This window comes from Succiniclasticum ruminis DSM 9236 (genome assembly GCF_900112895.1).
Lineage (GTDB): Bacteria > Bacillota > Negativicutes > Acidaminococcales > Acidaminococcaceae > Succiniclasticum > Succiniclasticum ruminis.
The window spans coordinates 21,808-39,514 of record NZ_FONL01000012.1; the positions used below are offsets into that span (position 1 = coordinate 21,808).

General features: G+C 49.6%; 16 protein-coding genes. 15 read left to right on the plus strand and 1 reads right to left on the minus strand.

What is annotated here, in order from left to right; genetic code table 11:
- Positions 1–39: 39 nt before the first annotated feature.
- The 13 genes from BM159_RS08580 (at position 40) to BM159_RS08640 (ending at position 14,124) form a co-directional block, all read left to right on the plus strand.
- Entirely contained in the window at positions 40–1,419 is a 1,380-nt protein-coding gene (locus tag BM159_RS08580) for a cobyrinic acid a,c-diamide synthase CobB (RefSeq protein WP_093913839.1), read from the plus strand.
- A 103-nt stretch (positions 1,420–1,522) separates the two neighbouring features.
- Positions 1,523–2,491: an adenosylcobinamide-phosphate synthase CbiB gene (gene cbiB / locus BM159_RS08585; RefSeq protein ID WP_093913840.1), complete on the plus strand. Its 969-nt coding sequence runs from the start codon at positions 1,523–1,525 to the stop codon at positions 2,489–2,491.
- 13 nt (positions 2,492–2,504) lie between these two features.
- Positions 2,505–3,593 carry a threonine-phosphate decarboxylase CobD gene (gene cobD / locus BM159_RS08590; RefSeq protein WP_093913841.1) on the plus strand — a complete coding sequence of 363 codons (1,089 nt, stop codon included), beginning with the start codon at positions 2,505–2,507 and terminating at the stop codon, positions 3,591–3,593.
- Positions 3,568–4,707 (plus strand): alkaline phosphatase family protein, encoded by a 1,140-nt coding sequence (locus BM159_RS08595; protein WP_093913842.1) that lies wholly within the window; start codon positions 3,568–3,570, stop codon positions 4,705–4,707. Before cobD ends, BM159_RS08595 begins: the two co-directional genes overlap by 26 nt.
- Positions 4,700–6,238, plus strand: coding sequence for a cobyric acid synthase (locus BM159_RS08600; RefSeq protein WP_093913843.1), 1,539 nt, complete (start codon positions 4,700–4,702; stop codon positions 6,236–6,238). Before BM159_RS08595 ends, BM159_RS08600 begins: the two co-directional genes overlap by 8 nt.
- 87 nt (positions 6,239–6,325) lie before the next feature.
- Positions 6,326–6,862, plus strand: coding sequence for a cob(I)yrinic acid a,c-diamide adenosyltransferase (locus BM159_RS08605; protein ID WP_093913844.1), 537 nt, complete (start codon positions 6,326–6,328; stop codon positions 6,860–6,862).
- A 146-nt stretch (positions 6,863–7,008) separates the two neighbouring features.
- Complete coding sequence (locus BM159_RS08610; protein WP_093913845.1) at positions 7,009–7,656, plus strand: precorrin-8X methylmutase; 648 nt, start codon at positions 7,009–7,011, stop codon at positions 7,654–7,656.
- 164 nt (positions 7,657–7,820) lie between these two features.
- Positions 7,821–8,633, plus strand: coding sequence for a nitroreductase family protein (locus BM159_RS08615; protein ID WP_342745755.1), 813 nt, complete (start codon positions 7,821–7,823; stop codon positions 8,631–8,633).
- Positions 8,634–8,847: 214 nt separating this feature from the next.
- The gene (locus tag BM159_RS08620) at positions 8,848–9,849 is read left to right on the plus strand and encodes an extracellular solute-binding protein (protein WP_425443221.1); all 1,002 of its coding nucleotides are present in this window, start codon (positions 8,848–8,850) and stop codon (positions 9,847–9,849) included.
- 113 nt (positions 9,850–9,962) lie between these two features.
- Positions 9,963–11,117 carry an ABC transporter ATP-binding protein gene (locus BM159_RS08625; protein WP_093913847.1) on the plus strand — a complete coding sequence of 385 codons (1,155 nt, stop codon included), beginning with the start codon at positions 9,963–9,965 and terminating at the stop codon, positions 11,115–11,117.
- A complete protein-coding gene (locus BM159_RS08630) occupies positions 11,114–12,763 on the plus strand; it encodes an ABC transporter permease (protein WP_093913848.1) in 1,650 nt (549 codons plus the stop codon). The genes BM159_RS08625 and BM159_RS08630 overlap by 4 nt, the downstream gene beginning before the upstream one ends.
- Positions 12,764–12,913: 150 nt before the next feature.
- Positions 12,914–13,315, plus strand: a complete 402-nt coding sequence (locus BM159_RS08635; protein ID WP_093913849.1) for a hypothetical protein — start codon at positions 12,914–12,916, stop codon at positions 13,313–13,315.
- Between the two features lie 8 nt (positions 13,316–13,323).
- Entirely contained in the window at positions 13,324–14,124 is an 801-nt protein-coding gene (locus BM159_RS08640; protein WP_093913850.1) for a hypothetical protein, read from the plus strand.
- Positions 14,125–14,203: 79 nt separating this feature from the next.
- Here the strand turns inward: BM159_RS08640 and BM159_RS08645 are convergent, their stop codons facing one another.
- Positions 14,204–15,952 (minus strand): Rqc2 family fibronectin-binding protein, encoded by a 1,749-nt coding sequence (locus tag BM159_RS08645; RefSeq protein ID WP_093913851.1) that lies wholly within the window; start codon positions 15,950–15,952, stop codon positions 14,204–14,206.
- 140 nt (positions 15,953–16,092) lie between these two features.
- On the opposite strand from BM159_RS08645, the gene BM159_RS08650 reads away from it, so the two are divergent.
- The gene (locus BM159_RS08650; RefSeq protein ID WP_093913852.1) at positions 16,093–16,779 is read left to right on the plus strand and encodes a hypothetical protein; all 687 of its coding nucleotides are present in this window, start codon (positions 16,093–16,095) and stop codon (positions 16,777–16,779) included.
- Positions 16,780–16,796: 17 nt separating this feature from the next.
- A complete protein-coding gene (locus BM159_RS08655) occupies positions 16,797–17,696 on the plus strand; it encodes a YicC/YloC family endoribonuclease (RefSeq protein ID WP_093913853.1) in 900 nt (299 codons plus the stop codon).
- The last annotated feature ends 11 nt before the right edge of the window (positions 17,697–17,707 follow it).

The window sequence follows — 17,707 nt, forward strand, 5'->3', positions numbered from 1 at the left end:
AATGTGTTCGATACGTGTGTTCAGGAAGGGGGAAGGAAAATGGCGGAAACGGTGTTTCTTGACATTCCCCGGCTTTTATTTGCGGCACCCCAGAGCGGCAGCGGCAAGACTACAGTAGTCTGTGCGGTGCTGCGGGCTCTGCTGGACAAAAAACTGCGGGTTGCCGCTTTCAAAAGCGGTCCAGACTATATTGACCCCATGTTCCATTCAAAGGTGATCGGGGCAAAATCCCGGAACCTTGATTTATTCCTCACCGGCCCCGAGAATGTAAAGCGGCTGCTGGCAAAAAACAGCAAAGATGCAGACATAGCTATCCTGGAAGGGGCCATGGGCTTTTACGACGGCATGGGCAAAACTGCGGAAGCCAGTGCATACGATCTGGCGCGTACCGTAAAAGCACCGGTGGTGCTGATCATAAACGGCAAAGGCGCTGCGCTTTCCATGGCTGCCCTTATTAAAGGATTCAAAGATTTCCGCAGGGACAGTAATGTACAGGGCGTTATCTTAAACAATGTAAAGAAGATGACATACCTGTTCTATAAAGATGTAATTGAAAAAGAAACTGGCGTTAAGGCGTGCGGTTATTTCCCGCATTTGCCGGAATGCAATCTGGAGAGCCGGCATCTGGGGCTTGTGACTGCGGGAGAGATTGGAACGCTGGAAACCATCGTGGAGCGTTTGGCTGAGCAGGCTGAGGAATCCATAGATTTGGAAGGGCTGATGGCGCTGGCTCAGACCGCAGAGCCGCTGGAATATGAACCGTTGGACATTACGCCGTTAGGGAACGTTAAAATTGCGGTGGCGCAGGATAAGGCATTTTGCTTTTATTATCAGGATTCATTAGATTTGTTGTCCATGATGGGTGCGGAGATTGTTCCCTTCAGTCCGCTGCAGGATACGGCGTTGCCGGAATGTGATGGTGTATTCCTGGGCGGCGGCTATCCGGAATTATACGCAAAGCAGCTGGGTGAGAATACTTCGCTGCTTACAGACCTGCGCAAAAAACTGGCGGCTGGGCTTCCCTGTTATGCGGAATGCGGCGGCTTCATGTATCTGATGGAAGGGTACAGGGACAACGATACATTGTATCCCTGGGCAGGCGCAGTGCAAGGTACCTGTTGGATGACAGACCGGCTGGTACGTTTCGGTTATGTCAATATGACTGCGAACACAGACAATGTGCTGTGTAAAGCCGGCGATTCAATTCATGCCCATGAATTTCATTATTCCGACAGTGATCAGAACGGTGCTGCCTTTACGGCGCAAAAGGCTGGAAAAGCGGTTTCCTGGCCTGCAGCCCAGGCAAACGGAACGCTGTACGCAGGGTATCCCCATCTCCATCTGTGGGGCAATATCGGGTTTGCGGAAAATTTTGTGAAAGCCTGCATCTGTTATCAGCAGAAGCGCGCTGAACAGTAATCCATTCTGCCGTTTATGCTTGTTATTATTTGGTTGCGTTTTTGATTTTGATTTGTTCATATTAATTGAAATACCAATCCTTTTATAAAGAGGCGTTTTATATATGATGTTGTTAGGCGCCATTGTCTGCGGGTTTCTGTTGGACTTGGCAATCGGTGATCCCCACGGCTGGCCCCATCCCATTATTTTGATCGGCAACCTGATCAGCTGGCTGGAAAAACGGGTGAGGGCTGTATGCGGAACAGACCCGGATAAATTGCTGCGGGGCGGTTTTATCATCGTCGTTGTTGTGTGCTTTTTATCTTTTTCGGTTCCGTATCTGATTTTGCTGGCTGCGGGAACCGTGCATCCCTGGCTGCGTTTTGTGATAGAAACTATCATGTGTTACCAGATTTTCTGCACCCGTTCCCTGCGTGATGAAAGCATGAAGGTCTATGATGCGCTGGAAGCCCACGACCTTCCGCTGGGAAGAAAGATGTTGTCCTGGATCGTGGGACGGGATACTGCCGAGCTTTCGGAAGAAGAAGTAATCAAAGGTGCGGTGGAAACGGTTGCGGAGAATACGGCAGACGGTATAATCGCACCCATGCTGTACATGTTTATCGGCGGTGCGCCGCTGGCCTTTTTATACAAGGGTATTAATACCATGGACAGTATGATCGGCTATAAGGATGAAAAGTTTCTGTATATCGGCCGGTATGCTGCCAAGCTTGATGACATAGCGAATTATATTCCGGCACGTATTTGTGCTTTCTGTATGATGGCAGCCAGTTTTTTTACCGGGCTGGATGCCAAAAATGCCTGGATAATTTTCTGGCGTGACCGGTACCATCATTTAAGTCCCAATTCGGCCCAGACGGAATCCGTAGCGGCAGGCGCGTTGCATCTGATGCTGGGTGGTGACCATTACTATTTTGGTAAACTGGTGCATAAAGAAACCATAGGGGACGATTTAGAACATGCGGCTTCTTTGCATATTAAACAGATGAACCTGCTGATGTATTTTACTTCGATTACCGGTCTGCTTGGGTTCAGCCTGTTACAGGCTGTTTACCTGTTTACGGCAGGATAAAGGAGAAATTTTCATGTATCAATATGTTCATGGCGGCGATATTTACAGCGACCCTTCCCTGAAACAGAATAAAGAGATGCTGGACTATTCCGCGAATATCAATCCGCTGGGGATCCCTGCCGGCGTGGGCCGCGCCCTAAAGAATGCGGTGGCGGATTGCGTGAATTATCCAGACCCGTTTTGCAGGGAGCTGCGCGCCGGGCTCAGCCGGTATTTTTTTCTCCCGGCAGAGATGATATACTGCGGGAACGGGGCGGCAGACGTGCTGTTCCGGATCATGACCGCGCTGCGGCCGAAGAGGACGCTTGTACTGGCGCCGACGTTTGCCGATTATGAAAAGGCGGCCGTGGCGGCAGGCAGCAAGATAGATTATTTTACATTACATGAAAAAAATGAGTTTGCCGTCACCCCGGAAATCCTGAAAGCAATTACCAAACGGACAGAGATGGTAGTGCTTTGCAATCCTAATAATCCCACCGGAAAGCTGATGGATAAAGAATTGCTTTTAACGGTGTTGCAGCATTGCGAGGCGCTGCATATTCCTTTACTGGTAGATGAATGCTTCATGGATTTTGTAAAGGATAAAGATAAATACAGCCTCCTTGACCAGCTGACCGGTCATCCGGGCTTGATCATCCTGAAAGCTTTTACGAAAATATTCGCGATACCGGGTGTGCGGCTTGGTTTCTGCCTGGCTTCCGATGCCGGCCTTATGGATAAACTGTATGCCTGCGGGCAGGACTGGAATGTTTCCGTGCTGGCGCAGGCGGCCGGTGCCGCCGCTTTGGAAGAAACAGATTATCTTGAAGAAACCCGCGAACTGATTGCAGTAGAAAAAGCCTATCTGGCTGCGCAGCTGCGACTCATCAAGCTGCAGGTGTTTGAAGGCGCGGCCAACTATCTTTTGATAAAAACAACGCATAATTATCCCTGGCCGGAGAAGCTGAAGAAGCACCATATCCTGATCAGGGACTGTTCCAACTATCACGGATTATCAGAAGGGTATTACCGGATCGCCGTGAAAACCCGCCGGGATAACCGTAAGCTGATCAGAATTATGAAGGAACTTGTAAAGCATGACATGTTTAATTATATTAATTGACGGATTAGGCGATGATCCGATTCCTGCCTGGAACGGACAGACCCCTTTTACCCGTGCGTTTCATCCTAACATGGACAGACTGATCCGGGAAGGCCGGCTTTCACAGGTCAGCATCTGCGAAACGGATGTAGTGCCGGAAAGCCTGACCTGCATCCTGCGGCTTCTGGGTGTTCCGAAAGAAGCGTTTCCCACCAACAGGGCGTATCTGGAACTGCTGGCCCAGAACCGGGATGTTTCCGAGTATGAGATGGTGCTGCGCTGCAACGTGGTTTCCCAGGACAGCAGCGGCCGCCTGGTTTCCTTTAACGGCATGGGGCTTTCATTCCGGGAGATGGAAACCATGGCAGGGCAGTTCAGTTCCCTGACCCCGGACATAGAGTTTATCCATCTTTCCGGCTACCGGAATCTGCTGGTGATGGACCGGAAAGAAAGCGTGCTGCGGATCCGGACCGCGCCGCCACACGAAAGCATGGGACTTCCGGTGGATGAGTTGCTGGCGGAACTGAAGTCTTCTTCCCTGGCTATGAAGCTGTTCATGCAGGAAACGGATCAGATCCTGCAGCAATACAACCGTAATGATCTTACTTACAGACTGTATCCCTGGGGCGCTTCCTGCCGGACGGAGATGCCATCCTTTGAAACACTGAATGGTATGAAAGGCGCTCTGGTGTGCCAGACGGAAATCGTCCGGGGTATCGGGAAAGCACTGAAGATGGAAGTGCCGGAGCTTTCTTACTGTACGGCGGATACCGATACAAATATCAGGGAAAAACTGGCGGTTACCCGTAAGATGCTGACACGTTTCCCCTTTGTGATGACGCATTTCAACGGGACGGATGAAGCGGCGCACCGTCATGATTATGAAGGCAAGGCCGAATTTATCTCCCGTATCGATAAAGAGTTTTTGGAGCCGCTGCTGGATACGGCGGAGGAGCCGCTGCGCATTGTAATCTGCGGCGACCATGTGACCAGCAGCGTGACGGGAAAACATACCCGGGGCAGGGGACCGGTGATAACTGCGGAAACAAAAACCGGGCATCTGCTGAACCGCAGTATTGAAACATACCGGGATATAACAGACTTTTTAATGAAAGAGAGTGAATACGATGGCTAAAGCAATCATGATACAGGGCACCATGTCAAATGCGGGGAAAAGCCTGGTAACAGCTGCGCTGTGCCGGATTTTCCATCAGGACGGGAAACGGGTAAACCCTTTTAAATCCCAGAACATGGCCCTGAATTCCTTTATTACAGCGGAAGGCGCTGAAATGGGCCGGGCCCAGGTGGTGCAGGCCGAAGCGGCCGGGGTAAAACCCAGCGTGCTGATGAACCCGATCCTGCTGAAACCCACCAGTGACAGCGGCTCCCAGGTCATTGTCAACGGCGTGGCCATCGGCACGATGCCGGCCGTAGAGTATTACAAGTATAAGACCAAGCTGATTCCCGATATCATGAAAGCGTATAATACCCTGGCAGAGCAGAGCGACATCATGGTCATTGAAGGCGCCGGCAGCCCGGCGGAAATCAATCTGAAAGCCCAGGATATAGTGAACATGGGCATGGCCAAAATGGCAAAGTCCCCTGTGTTGTTAGTAGCCGATATTGACCGCGGCGGTGTGTTCGCTTCAATCTACGGAACCCTGATGTTGCTGGAACCGGAAGAACGGGCCATGGTGAAAGGCGTTATCATCAATAAATTCCGCGGCGATGTGAGTATTCTGAAACCCGGTCTGGACATGCTGGAAGAAAAGACCGGCATTCCGGTGATTGGTGTTCTCCCCATGATGAATGTGGATATTGAAGATGAGGACAGTTTATCGGAACGCCTGACCCAGGTGAAAAGTAAGAATGCATTAATTGACATCGCTGTAATCAAGTTCCCCCGTATGTCCAATTTTACGGATTTCAATGTGTTTGAACTGATAGACGGTGTGTCCCTGCGTTATGTTAAGAGTACGGAAGAACTGGGAAATCCGGATATGATCATTCTCCCCGGCACCAAAAATACCATTGATGATTTGAAGTGGATGCGGCAGAACGGCCTGGAAACTGCCGTGCTGCATAAAGCGAATAACGGCACGGTAGTCTTTGGTATCTGCGGCGGGTATCAGATGCTGGGCCGCAGCCTGTCCGATCCATTCGGTTATGACAGCGGGCATGCGGGAAGCGTGACTACCGGCATGGCCCTGCTGAATACGGAAACGGAATTTGTGGAGAAAAAACGCACCATCCAGATGAAAGGACATTTTAACCGGGTGGAAGGTATTTTTTCCGGTTTAAGCGGCAGGGAATTTTACGGATATGAGATCCACAGCGGTATAACCAGACTGGAAGAAACGAAAGCATTGAATACGGTGGAGCCCATCAACGAGAAGGCGGAGCCGTTTGCGGAAGGAAGCCAGACGGTGCGGAGCGGAATGCAGGTTTACGGAACCTATATCCACGGCATATTTGACGGGGAAGGCATTGCCGCAAAAATCGTAGAAGCGCTGCTGGCCAGAAAAGGCCTGAGCATGGACGATGTCAAGGTAATAGATTACCAGGAATACAAACAGCATCAGTATGACCTGCTGGCCCAGAGTGTTCGTGAGCATCTGGATATGGAAAAGGTTTATGCAATCGTAGAAAAAGGGCTGGACGAATAGATAAGGGATTGTCTTGCCGGCCGGAGTTGTGCTGGTATGAAAACACTGACTGACGTTTTCTGAAATTCAGAGGGAGAAGTACTTTACATGGATAAAAGTAAATTAGGCCTGATCCATATTTATACAGGTAATGGAAAGGGAAAGACTACTGCTGCGTTAGGTCTGATTTTGCGTGCCAGCGGAAGAGGATTGAAGGTTGTCCTGGGGCAGTTTCTGAAAGGCCGGGAAACCGGAGAACTGCGCACCCTTGCGTTACTGCCGGGAGTAACGGTGTTCCGTGGCAAACCGCTGACCAAATTTTCGTTCCAGATGAATGAACAGGAAAAAGCGGAAGTGCTGAAAATCCATAACGCGTTTATACAGGAACTGGCTTCGCATTGCCGGAAAGAAGAGACAGACCTGCTGGTGCTGGATGAGGTGATCGGCGCCTGTGGTACTCATCTGTTGGATGAAAGTCTGCTGATTGATTTTCTGAAACACAAGCCGGAACATCTGGAAGTGGTGATGACAGGACGTAATCCGTCGCCGGAGCTGTTGGAACTGGCTGACTATGTTTCAGAGATTTGCAAACGTAAACATCCTTTTGACAGAGGAATTCCTGCCAGGGAAGGAATTGAAAAATAGGTAAATGATACGGAAGATATATTGTCGTTATTTTTTTGTTTGCGTATAATAATATTGTTGTCAGAATCCGGGTTGCCGGAGTCAAAAGGTGCAAAAGTATGGAAGCCGTATCATCGGTAAGAATTCATTAAACAAGGAGGTACCACATGAACCTGGAAAATGTACTGCCAATGGATATCGAAAAGCGCAGCTTTGAAATTATTACAGAAGAATTAGGCGAGTTAAAATTGGATCCGGATAAAGAAAGCATCATCAAGCGCTGCATCCACACCGCAGCGGATTTTGATTATGCCCGCACCATGCGGTTCAGCGACAATGTGGTGGCAGACACGCTGGCCGTTATGAAAAACGGGGGATTTACTATTGTTACGGACACCAAGATGGCCCAGACCGGCATCAACAAAGCCGCGCTTGCCAAACTGAACGGTAACGCCGTCTGCTTTATGAGCGACCCGGACGTGGCGGCCCGCGCAAAAGAAGCGGGCAGCACCCGCGCTGCGGCCTGCATGGAAAAAGCAGCAACGCTGCAGGGACCGGTCATCATTGCGATCGGCAACGCGCCTACTGCACTGGTGCGTCTGGATGAACTTGTCAAAGAAGGAAAAATCAAACCGGTTCTGGTCATCGGTGTGCCGGTCGGTTTTGTTAACGTGGTGCAGTCCAAAGAAATCATTATGGCCAGCGGAGTTCCGTACATCGTGGCCGTTGGCCGTAAAGGCGGCAGCAACGTGGCGGCCGCTATCTGTAATGCGCTGATGTACAAACTGACCAGCGAACAGACGAACAGGAAATAAGTTTTTTCACAGCTGCGGATTGTTCTGCAGCTGTTTTTTTTACGAAAAATGCTGTTTTTAGTTAGCATTTTTCCTGAGATGTGGTATAATACAAAATATCGTTTTTTTCCTTAAAAACGGAAGACAGAGTTCACAGGGTCTGGAGGGTTGGCAGAGTGCCGGTAATGGATTTAATAAAAGTTAATCGGAATAAATGTGTAAAGTGCGGGTTGTGTGTGGCAGACTGTCCTGCCTGTATCCTGGATATGGGGGAGAACGGCCCGGAATGCAATGTGGACCGGGGATGTATGAGCTGCGGGCACTGTGTGGCAATCTGCCCTACGGGCGCCATGGATAATAAATATACGCCGCGGGAAGAAATGACTCCGGTTCCCCCGTCGATCATATCGGAACAACAGGCTTATGATTTTCTCCGCTCCCGCCGCAGCGTGCGCCTGTTCAAACCGCAGCCACCGAAACAGGAAGATGTGTTAAAGCTGTTGGATATCTGTCGGTACGCGCCCACTGCAGGAAACAGTCAGAGCATGTATTTTACGGTGATCTCCAATCCGGACACGCTGGCAGCGATCCGCAGGACGACTGCTGACTGGATGGCGGAAGAAGTAGAAAAAGAAACGGTGAACAAACGGTATTTCAAAGCGGTATTGCATACATTTCATGAAAAAAAGGTTGATATTATCGGTCGCAACGCGCCGATGCTCATCTTTGTATCAACAAGGCGCCTGAATGTGACGGGAGTAAGCAACAGCGAGCAGTGCCTGGCCTATGCGGAACTGTTTGCGCCTGCCATCGGTCTGGGAACGACGATCGCCGGGTTCATCCAGGCCTGCGGCATTGCCGGATACAAACCGCTGCTGGACCTGGTGGGAATTCCGCCGAAACAGAAACTGGTGGGTTGTATGATGGTCGGTTACCCAAGGGTTAAGTATAAACTGATGCCGGAACGCCAGCATTTGAAATGTGAATTCAGAGAATAGAACACAGAGAACACCAGCCTGTACTTTTAAAGAGGTACAGGCTGGTTTTTGTTTGAATTAGTATTTGAGATATTGACATTGAAGTGTTATAATCAAATCATAAAGAACTTGCGGTTCGTAATAAAGGCAAGTTGTTATTGTTTGTTAAAAATGGGAGGAAGAGAGAATGAAAAAATCAGTAGCATTTTTAGCAACAGCATTATTGTCACTGTCCATGTTGTTCAGCGGGTGCGGCGGCGGTGACAAAAAGGCTGAAGGTCCGAAACCGGATAACGCGGCAAAAGAACTGACTGTATACACTGCCCGCTCCGAAAGCCTGAATAATGCGGTAATCAAAAACTTTGAAAAAGATACCGGCATTAAAGTAAATGTTGTGGTAGCGGGCACCGGCGAAGTAGTAAAACGTGTGGCTTCCGAAAAAGCGAATCCGCTGGGCGACGTTTTATGGGCTGGCAGTGAAGCGATGCTGGCCTCCAAAAAAGACCTTTTCATGGAATATGTTTCCAAAGAAGACCCGAACATGATGGAGGAGTTCCGGAACAGTACGAAATTCTTCACACCGGCATTCTCCGATCCTACAGTCATGGTCGTAAACAAAAAGATGAAGGGCGACATGAAGATTGAAGGCTTTGGCGACCTGCTGAATCCGGCGTTGAAAGATAAAATCGCATTCGGCGACCCGGTAAACTCTTCTTCTGCGTTCCAATCTCTGGTTGTAATGCTGTATGATATGGGGAATGGCGATCCCTTCAGTAAAGAAGCCTGGGATTATTGCGATAAATTCCTGAAACAGCTGAACGGCAAGATGATGAACAGCTCCAGCCAGGTTTATAAAGGCGTGGCAGGCGGAGAATATATTGTAGGCCTGACCTGGGAAGATCCGGCTGCGACACTGGTTAAGAGCGGCGCTCCGGTTGAAGTTGTATTCCCTAAAGAAGGCGCTTTGTACGCTCCCCAGTCTGTGCAGATTATCAAAAACTGCAAGCATCCCGAAAACGCGAAAAAGTTTGTCGACTATATGCTGAGCGAAAAGATCCAGAACCTGGTGGGCACCACGCTGACGGTCCGCCCGCTGCGGAAGAACGCCAAACTGGCTGACTACATGACTCCTGCCAGCAAGATCAAAATCGCTCCGAAATTCAACGAAAAATGGGTTTCCGAAAACAAAGAAAAATTCACCAAGGAATTCACCAAACACCTGGAAAAATCCATGTAACTGTAAAACGGCATAAGGAACTGCGGGGTCATTCCGTAATCAATTTGTGCTGAAGCTATGAATGGCGCCAATATACCAATTGGCGCCATTTTGTTATACAAAGGAGAATTCTGATGAGCGTTTCCATTGATATTGATAATGTAATCAAAAAATATGAAGATACAATCGTAATCAACGGTCTGTCCCTGAAGATCCATCCGGGAGAATTCTTTACCTTATTAGGCCCCTCCGGTTGCGGGAAGACTACCTTATTGCGCATGATTATCGGCTTTAACTCCATCGAAGGAGGCACGATAAAAGTCGATGATAAAGTCATTAACAACATCCCGGTCAATAAGCGCAATATGGGCATGGTGTTCCAGAATTACGCAATTTTTCCCCATATGTCCGTTTTTGACAACGTGGCTTTCGGTCTGAAACAGCGCCAAGTGCCTGCGGCGGAAATTGAAAAATCGGTTGTTGAAATTCTGGATGTAGTCAAGATCGGGCACTTGAAAGACCGTATGCCTACACAGCTGTCCGGCGGTCAGCAGCAGCGCGTGGCCCTGGCCAGGGCTATTGTAATCCATCCCCAGGTGCTGCTTATGGACGAACCATTGTCCAATCTGGATGCGAAACTGCGTGTCGAAATGCGTAATGCCATTAAAAACATCCAGCAGCAGGTGGGGATTACAACGGTATATGTTACCCATGACCAGGAGGAAGCCCTGGCGGTTTCCGACCGTATTGCCGTTATGAATGACGGCGTCATCCAGCAGGTCGGGTCTCCCCAGTACATTTATCAGCGGCCTGCCAACCGATTTGTATCGACGTTTATCGGTCTGTCGAATATTTTTAAGGCTGTTGTCAGGAAAGCCGGTGCGCAGCATATCCTGTCCTTTGGAAAATACCAGGTTCCCATGCAGACGCTGGACGCTGCCGCTGTTGCAAAATACGCGGAAACCTGCGGCGCGGCGGACATCCCCGTAACCGTTGCCGTCCGTCCGGAAGAGTTTACCGTGCATATGGACGGGGAAGGCCTGGACGCGGTGGTGAATTACAGCGTGTTCCTGGGGATTTCGACACATTACTTCCTGACCATGGCCGACGGCCAGGAGGTGGAAGTCATCACACCTTCGGATGTGGGGCGGATCATTCCCAACAATACGGCTGTTAAATTGCGCGTTGAAGCAGAACGCATTAATGTATTTACAGAGGACGGGATGCAGTCGCTGATCATTCAGACAGAAGATATTAACGGCAGGCGAATTGGTGGTGAGGACGCATGAAGAAGCCAAACATCTGGACCGGGTTTACGCTGGCAATACTGTGCTTTTTCCTTTTGTTTGTAGTGTACCCGCTGTTTCTGATCATGTATCAGAGCGTGGTTGATCCCGAGACCCACGCGCTGACCTTCGATTACTTTACAAAGTTTTTCGGCCGCAAGTTCTACTGGAGCACGCTGGTCAACAGCTTCAAGGTAACTATCTGCGCGACACTGCTGGCGGCCATTATCGGTCTGCCCATGGCTTATGTTTTGCGCAGCTTTAAAATCCCTTACAGCAAATATGTCAATATTTTAATCGTAATCTCGTACCTGTCGCCTCCTTTCATCGGCGCCTATGCATGGATCCAGCTGCTGGGACGCAACGGTTTTATTACGCAGCTGGTCAACAGCCTGTTTGGCGTCCAGTTCGGAGGCATTTACGGGTTTGCGGGCATCGTCCTTGTTTTTTCACTGCAGTCATTCCCTTTGATTTACATGTATGTTTCCGGCGCCTTAAAGAATCTGGACAGTTCTCTGAATGAAGCGGCGGAAAGCCTGGGCTGCAACGCATTCCAGCGGGTGACACAGATCATCCTTCCGCTGGTCATGCCATCCCTGCTGGCAGGTTCCCTGCTGGTGTTCATGCGGGTGTTCTCAGACTTCGGTACGCCTATGCTGATCGGGGAAGGGTTTAAGACGTTCCCGGTTTTGATTTACACCCAGTTCATGGGCGAAGTCAGCACGGACGATCATTTTGCGGCGGCCCTGTGCGTAATCGTCGTTGTGATTACACTGTTCCTGTTCTTCCTGCAGCGCATCGTAGCAAAACGCTACTCCTATGCGATGACGGCCTTAAAACCCATGCAGCCGGTACAGGCGAAAGGAAGCCAGAAATTCTTCGCGTATCTGTTTGTCTTCGGCGTAGCGTTTATCGCCATGCTTCCCCAGCTGACAGTTATCTTTACTTCTTTCCTGGAAACGGTGGGGGGCGCAGTGTATACCGGGAAATTCTCTTTGATGAATTATGAGAATACGCTGTTTTCCAAAGATAATATTTCGATTTTCAACACCTATGCCTTTGGGTTATGCGCTATCGGTATCGTAGTAGTCCTGGGCATCCTGATCTCGTATCTTACCGCGCGGAAACCGTCCCTGCTGACAAATATTCTGGATACGCTGACCATGTTCCCGTATATCATCCCGGGTTCTGTGTTAGGTATCGCGCTGCTGTCGGGTTTCAATTCGGGGATTCTGGTTCTGTCCGGCACGGCTCTCATTATTATCATTTCCCTGACAATCAGGCGCATGCCTTATACAATCCGTTCCAGCACGGCAATCATTTCCCAGATTTCTCCCAGCGTGGAAGAAGCGGCAATCAGTTTGGGCGCCAGCGAATTTAAATCCTTCCGTAAGATTATGGTACCGATGATGCTTCCGGGCGTACTGGCCGGCGCAATCATGAGCTGGATCACCCTGATCAGCGAATTGAGTTCCAGCATCATCTTATATACCAGCAGTACCAGCACCCTGACGGTTGCGATTTATGCGGAAGTCATCCGCAGTAACTTCGGCAATGCCGCGGCGTATTCTACGATTCTGACACTGACTTCCATCGTATCCCTGTTGATATTCTTCCGTCTCACCCATAACGAAGATGTCAGCGTTTAACACATCCGGCTTTCAAAAATCTTTTCACATAAAAGTCAAGATATGAATCGCCTTATAATGATATAATAACCTTGTTATGTACGGGTTTACTAATTATCTTACAAAGACAGGTTAAATTAAAGACAAGGCAGTAAAGGAGGATATCTCAACATGGCAAAATATTTAGGCGGCACGGACAGCCGGCAGGAAGAAGTTAAGGCGGAACTGATTACCCCGGGTTTGCTGAGCAATGACTTTGTCTTAAATGTATCTACCGGTATTTTTTCTTCAGAGAAAATCGGCATTAAAGATAATATTTCATATTATGAAGAAGTCACTCAGGAAAACGAAAAGAAGTTCAGCCTTGGCTGGGGAATTGTCGGACTTGCCATCTTTGGCCCGCTGGGCGCTTTGGCCGGCGCGATTCTTGGCGGCGACAACAAAACCTGGCATGTGGTGGCTGCCCAATTGGAAAACGGGTTACGGTTTGTCGTCCAGCTGGATCAGGATGAGTTTGTCAAATGGGTAAACCTGATGCCCCATAAGGAAGCTCCTTCCGGCGAAGAAGTATAAACATACCTATGAAACGTTTGAAAGGATCCCGCCGCAGGCTGCTGCTGTTTGCCGTTCTTCTGGCAATGGCGGCGCTGCTTGTTGCGGGCTGTGGGGAAGAAGAAAAATATAATAAAGAAAAAGCCCAGATCCTTGAGGAATTAAAGCAGGTCCAGCTGATCAAAGTCCCGGCGAATCTGGAAGGGGAGGCGCTGGACGCGGCGATCGACGAGGCGGCGCCCAGGCATAAAGCAGCTTTGGAACAAATCGACAGCAAGCTGAAGGCGTTAGGCGAAAAGTATGGGAAGGCGGACGCCAAATTTAAGGCGGACGCAGAAGAAATCCGGAAGACGCTGAAGCAGGATCATGTGGAATGGCTGAAAGCCGCGATTGCCCCGAAAATCAAAGGCGACTCCGTGATGGGCGTGGGCATAGGCTGCCGCTGGAAAGAAATCGAAGAGATTCTGGGTGAGCCGATCGAGAAGAAGCAGACGGCTGTCTTAACAGAGTTTAAGTATTCCGGGCTTGTTTTCAATGAAATCAGGGATCATGGTGAAACCTATGGGAAACCTTTGCCGCCGTCGTACGGACCGGACGCGTACTACATGACCGGGGCCGGATACAAGACGGGAAGCGGCATACAGGTTGGCATGACGAAAGCGGAAGTGCTGGATTGTTACAGGGGAAAGCTTGCTTCATTGGACGACCACACTGACCCGAAGTTTATCATCATGCGGTTTGATCCCACCCCGGACCACAAACATGAATATAACCAGTTCATGCAGTTAACGGACGGAAAACTGAGCCGGCTGATCGTAGCCAGACATTGATTTGTGTTCTTTTAAATTAATAATACCGCAGTATCCGGAATTTTATTTCTGAATGCTGCGGTATTTTCATTTGCTGAATTCATTTAATATTATTTTTTTGTAATAGGTTTTTAATAAACGCTTCATCAGGTGTGGTATAAAAAGTTTTCTGATTTGTAAAAAGAACAAAACCGGGTTTGGCGCCGGGCGGTTTTTTCACAAAGCGACGGGGAACGCAGTCTACGGGAACCTGGCTGCCGCCGCGGGCTTTACTGAAGTGAGCGGCGAGCTGGACAGCCGCATCCACTGCTTCCGGCTCCGGTTCTGGAAGCGTTGTTTTGATGACCACGTGGCTGCCGGGGATTTTCTGAACGTGCAGCCAGAGATCATTTCCTGTGGCGGTTTTGAAAGTCACTTCTTCATTCTGCCGATTGTTTTTGCCGATGTAGATTCTGGTCGATTCAGAATAAACAATTTGTAAGGGACTGGATTTGCCGGACGCATGGGACTTCCGTTTAGGAACAGGCAAAATCCCCGCGGTTTGCAGTTCTTCTTTGATTTCTTCTGTTTCCTGCCGGGTGGTTGCAAGGCGCAGGCTTTCTTCTACGCTTTCCAGCCAGTTACGCATATCCGTCGCTTCCGCCAGGTGGAGGGCAATCTCATCCTGCGCACGTTTTAGTTTGTTGTATTTCTTATAATATTTCTGCGCGTTTTCCGCCGGTGTCAGTACCGGGGACAGGGTTACCTGCAGTAAGGCGCCGTCGTAAATATTGGGGACAGAGCAGGACGCGGCTCCTTTCTGAATCTGATATAACGCGGCCATCAGGCTGTCGGCAATGATACGGAAAGTATCCGCGTCGTTGGACAGGGACAGATCCTGTTCCAGGGCGCTTATTTTTTTCTCTGTTTTGCGTAACTCCGAAAGCACGGTTTTCCGCAACAGATCCTGTTCAGGTAACTGCACCGGCTGCAACCGGGCCGCATGGCACAATGCGTCGTTTATGTTGGGAAACGTTTCCGCACGGAAGCCTTCCGGGACATATGTAACGGGGAACGGGAAGACGGTCTGGCACTGGTTGCTTTCGGAAATGAGGGCCGTGGCCGGATACGCGGTGCTTGCCGTCATGTCTGCCTGCACATCCGTTATCGCAGAAACCAGATGTTTCCGGTCCATCGGAGTAAGGTAGTTGGCGTTTAACGGGATTTTGGCGGCGGATAACAGTTGTAAAGCCGAAGCTTTGCCAATACCGGTGGTCGCTTTTACCAGCTGCTTCCATAAGGAAACGGTCACTTCATCGGGAACGGCTTCCACAATTTCTTCCGGGGATGCGGTCAGGATATTCAGCCCTGACTGCGGGGGCGGAGGATTATAAGCATACCCGGGCTGGATGACGCGGACGGAATTCATGAGGGGACTGACATGCTTCAGGCTGTCCAGGATTTTCCCATCTTCCGCAAAGACCAGGTTGGCGTTTTTGCCGGTGAGTTCAATAATGATCTGTTTGGTAATGATCCGGCCGGTCCTCCCTAACAGGCTGATTTCCAGCTCGATGACACGGTCCAGGCCGTATTGACGGACCTGAGTGATTTTTCCTTCTTCCAGATGCTTGCGCAGCAGCATGCAGAATGCCGGCGGCTCCTGCGGATTATCGGGCGCGGCAGCAACAACCCTGACAGAGGGGGAACCGCCGTTGACGTCCATAATGAGATGAATTGTATCGTGTTCCCGTTTCAGCGAAAAATAAACAATATGCGCTGACGGCATGCCGACTTTGTAAATCCGGCTGCCGGTAATTTCCTGTTTCAGATAATCTGTCAGCGCATATAAGGCAATACCTTCCAAATTCATGGTTTATCTTCCTTTTTCTTTATTTTATTTGGCTGTTTGGTTGCGTTCATTTTAACAATGGTTTATAATATCGGTACAGTTTCTGTATTCAGTTTCAAGTATATCATACTTTGCTCAAAATATCTTTCGGAGGAACCAGGATGAAAAAAGTTTTCCTTACACTATTATTTTGCAGCTTCCTGTCACAGTGTTTCGCGCTGACCCCCATGACAGATGAGAACATGATGAAAGCGATCCAGTACGGAATCGCCAATAAACAGGAAAAGAAAACGCTGTACCAGCTGGTGGATCCCTGGCTGATACCGGAAAAGGCTTTGAAGAATCCCTACCGGCAAAAGGAGAGCATTTTTGTTTATACTCCGTATCTGCTGGCCGCGATCCATGCCCGGGACAAGGTGGAAGAATCCCGTGTGCCGGAACCGGCGGATATTCGAAAGGCAATTCAGGAATATGATGGCATTACGCTGATTGGGGCCAGGCTGAATACCCCGGTTGTTTTGCAGGAAGGCGAATATATGGTGAAACTGCTGCAGGGAAATACACAGCTGGCGCCGTATGCTTCCATGTATCTGCATCATGAGATGATCAGTAAAACTGACAAGAAGGAAGAGGGTAAAAAGGCGAATCAGGCAGATGACGGGAAACAGCTGACAAGGAACGAAAAGAAAGATGACAATACTGCAAAGACCGAGAAGGTCGCGGTTCTTGAAATGCAGTTTTATTTTGACAGTTCCCAGTTCAACCCGGCGCAGCCTTATACGGTTTTAATCTCTGATAAATATTGCGGGGAACGCCGCTTTGAAGTGGATCCGGCAGCGATCCGGTAAGATGGGAGGTCCATACAATGGTTAAAAGCATGACCGGTTTCGGCCGGGGATGTTATGAAGAAGAAAACTTTTCGGTTACAATAGAAATAAAAACTGTCAATCACCGGTATAACGAAACGGCGATCCGTCTGCCGCATTTCCTGAACCCGCTGGAAGACAAGATCCGTAAGACAATCCTGGCTTCTGTGTCCAGGGGACGGATCGACGTGTTTGTAACCGCCAGATACACGAATCAGGACGCGGTGAACGTTACTGTTGACAAAGCGCTGGCAGCGGCTTATCATAATGCCCTGCGGGAAGTGGGAGACGCAATCGGCATACCGTCGCCTTCTATCAGCGAACAGGCGGAAGTTTTATATCTGGCGCGCTGTCCTGAGGTGATCACGACCAAAGAAGGCCTGTTCGACTGTGATGCTTACTGGCCGAAGATCAAACAGGCTGTGGACCAGGCCGTGGAAGCCCTGGTGGCCATGCGTGAAGCGGAAGGCAAAAATATCGGGGCGGACTTCCATAAACGGCTGGATCTGATCGAACAGAACGTGTTGGAAATCGAAAGACGATCCCCGCAGGTTGTGGCGGAGTATCAGGCAAGGCTGAATGAACGGCTGGACGCGTTGCTGGCAGACAAAAAAATTACCGCGGACCCGGACCGCGTGCTGCAGGAGGTCGCAATCTTTGCAGACCGGGTTGCCATAACGGAAGAAATCGTCCGGCTGAAGAGCCATATCCGTCAGTTCCGCCTGATTATGGATGCCGCGCAGCCGGTGGGGCGCAAGCTGGATTTCCTGGTCCAGGAATTTAACCGGGAAGCCAATACCATCGCTTCCAAAGCCAACGATTTTGAACTGGCAAAAATCGTGGTGGATGTAAAAGCGGAGATTGAAAAGATCAGGGAACAGGTCCAGAATATTGAATAATTAAAAGCAGG

Coding starts and splice junctions, on each gene's coding strand:
- BM159_RS08580 (WP_093913839.1), top strand. CDS start 40: ATGGCGGAAACGGTGTTTCTTGACATTCCCCGGCTTTTATTTGCGGCA.
- cbiB (WP_093913840.1), top strand. CDS start 1,523: ATGATGTTGTTAGGCGCCATTGTCTGCGGGTTTCTGTTGGACTTGGCA.
- cobD (WP_093913841.1), top strand. CDS start 2,505: ATGTATCAATATGTTCATGGCGGCGATATTTACAGCGACCCTTCCCTG.
- BM159_RS08595 (WP_093913842.1), top strand. CDS start 3,568: ATGACATGTTTAATTATATTAATTGACGGATTAGGCGATGATCCGATT.
- BM159_RS08600 (WP_093913843.1), top strand. CDS start 4,700: ATGGCTAAAGCAATCATGATACAGGGCACCATGTCAAATGCGGGGAAA.
- BM159_RS08605 (WP_093913844.1), top strand. CDS start 6,326: ATGGATAAAAGTAAATTAGGCCTGATCCATATTTATACAGGTAATGGA.
- BM159_RS08610 (WP_093913845.1), top strand. CDS start 7,009: ATGAACCTGGAAAATGTACTGCCAATGGATATCGAAAAGCGCAGCTTT.
- BM159_RS08615 (WP_342745755.1), top strand. CDS start 7,821: ATGGATTTAATAAAAGTTAATCGGAATAAATGTGTAAAGTGCGGGTTG.
- BM159_RS08620 (WP_425443221.1), top strand. CDS start 8,848: ATGTTGTTCAGCGGGTGCGGCGGCGGTGACAAAAAGGCTGAAGGTCCG.
- BM159_RS08625 (WP_093913847.1), top strand. CDS start 9,963: ATGAGCGTTTCCATTGATATTGATAATGTAATCAAAAAATATGAAGAT.
- BM159_RS08630 (WP_093913848.1), top strand. CDS start 11,114: ATGAAGAAGCCAAACATCTGGACCGGGTTTACGCTGGCAATACTGTGC.
- BM159_RS08635 (WP_093913849.1), top strand. CDS start 12,914: ATGGCAAAATATTTAGGCGGCACGGACAGCCGGCAGGAAGAAGTTAAG.
- BM159_RS08640 (WP_093913850.1), top strand. CDS start 13,324: ATGAAACGTTTGAAAGGATCCCGCCGCAGGCTGCTGCTGTTTGCCGTT.
- BM159_RS08645 (WP_093913851.1), bottom strand. CDS start 15,952: ATGAATTTGGAAGGTATTGCCTTATATGCGCTGACAGATTATCTGAAA.
- BM159_RS08650 (WP_093913852.1), top strand. CDS start 16,093: ATGAAAAAAGTTTTCCTTACACTATTATTTTGCAGCTTCCTGTCACAG.
- BM159_RS08655 (WP_093913853.1), top strand. CDS start 16,797: ATGGTTAAAAGCATGACCGGTTTCGGCCGGGGATGTTATGAAGAAGAA.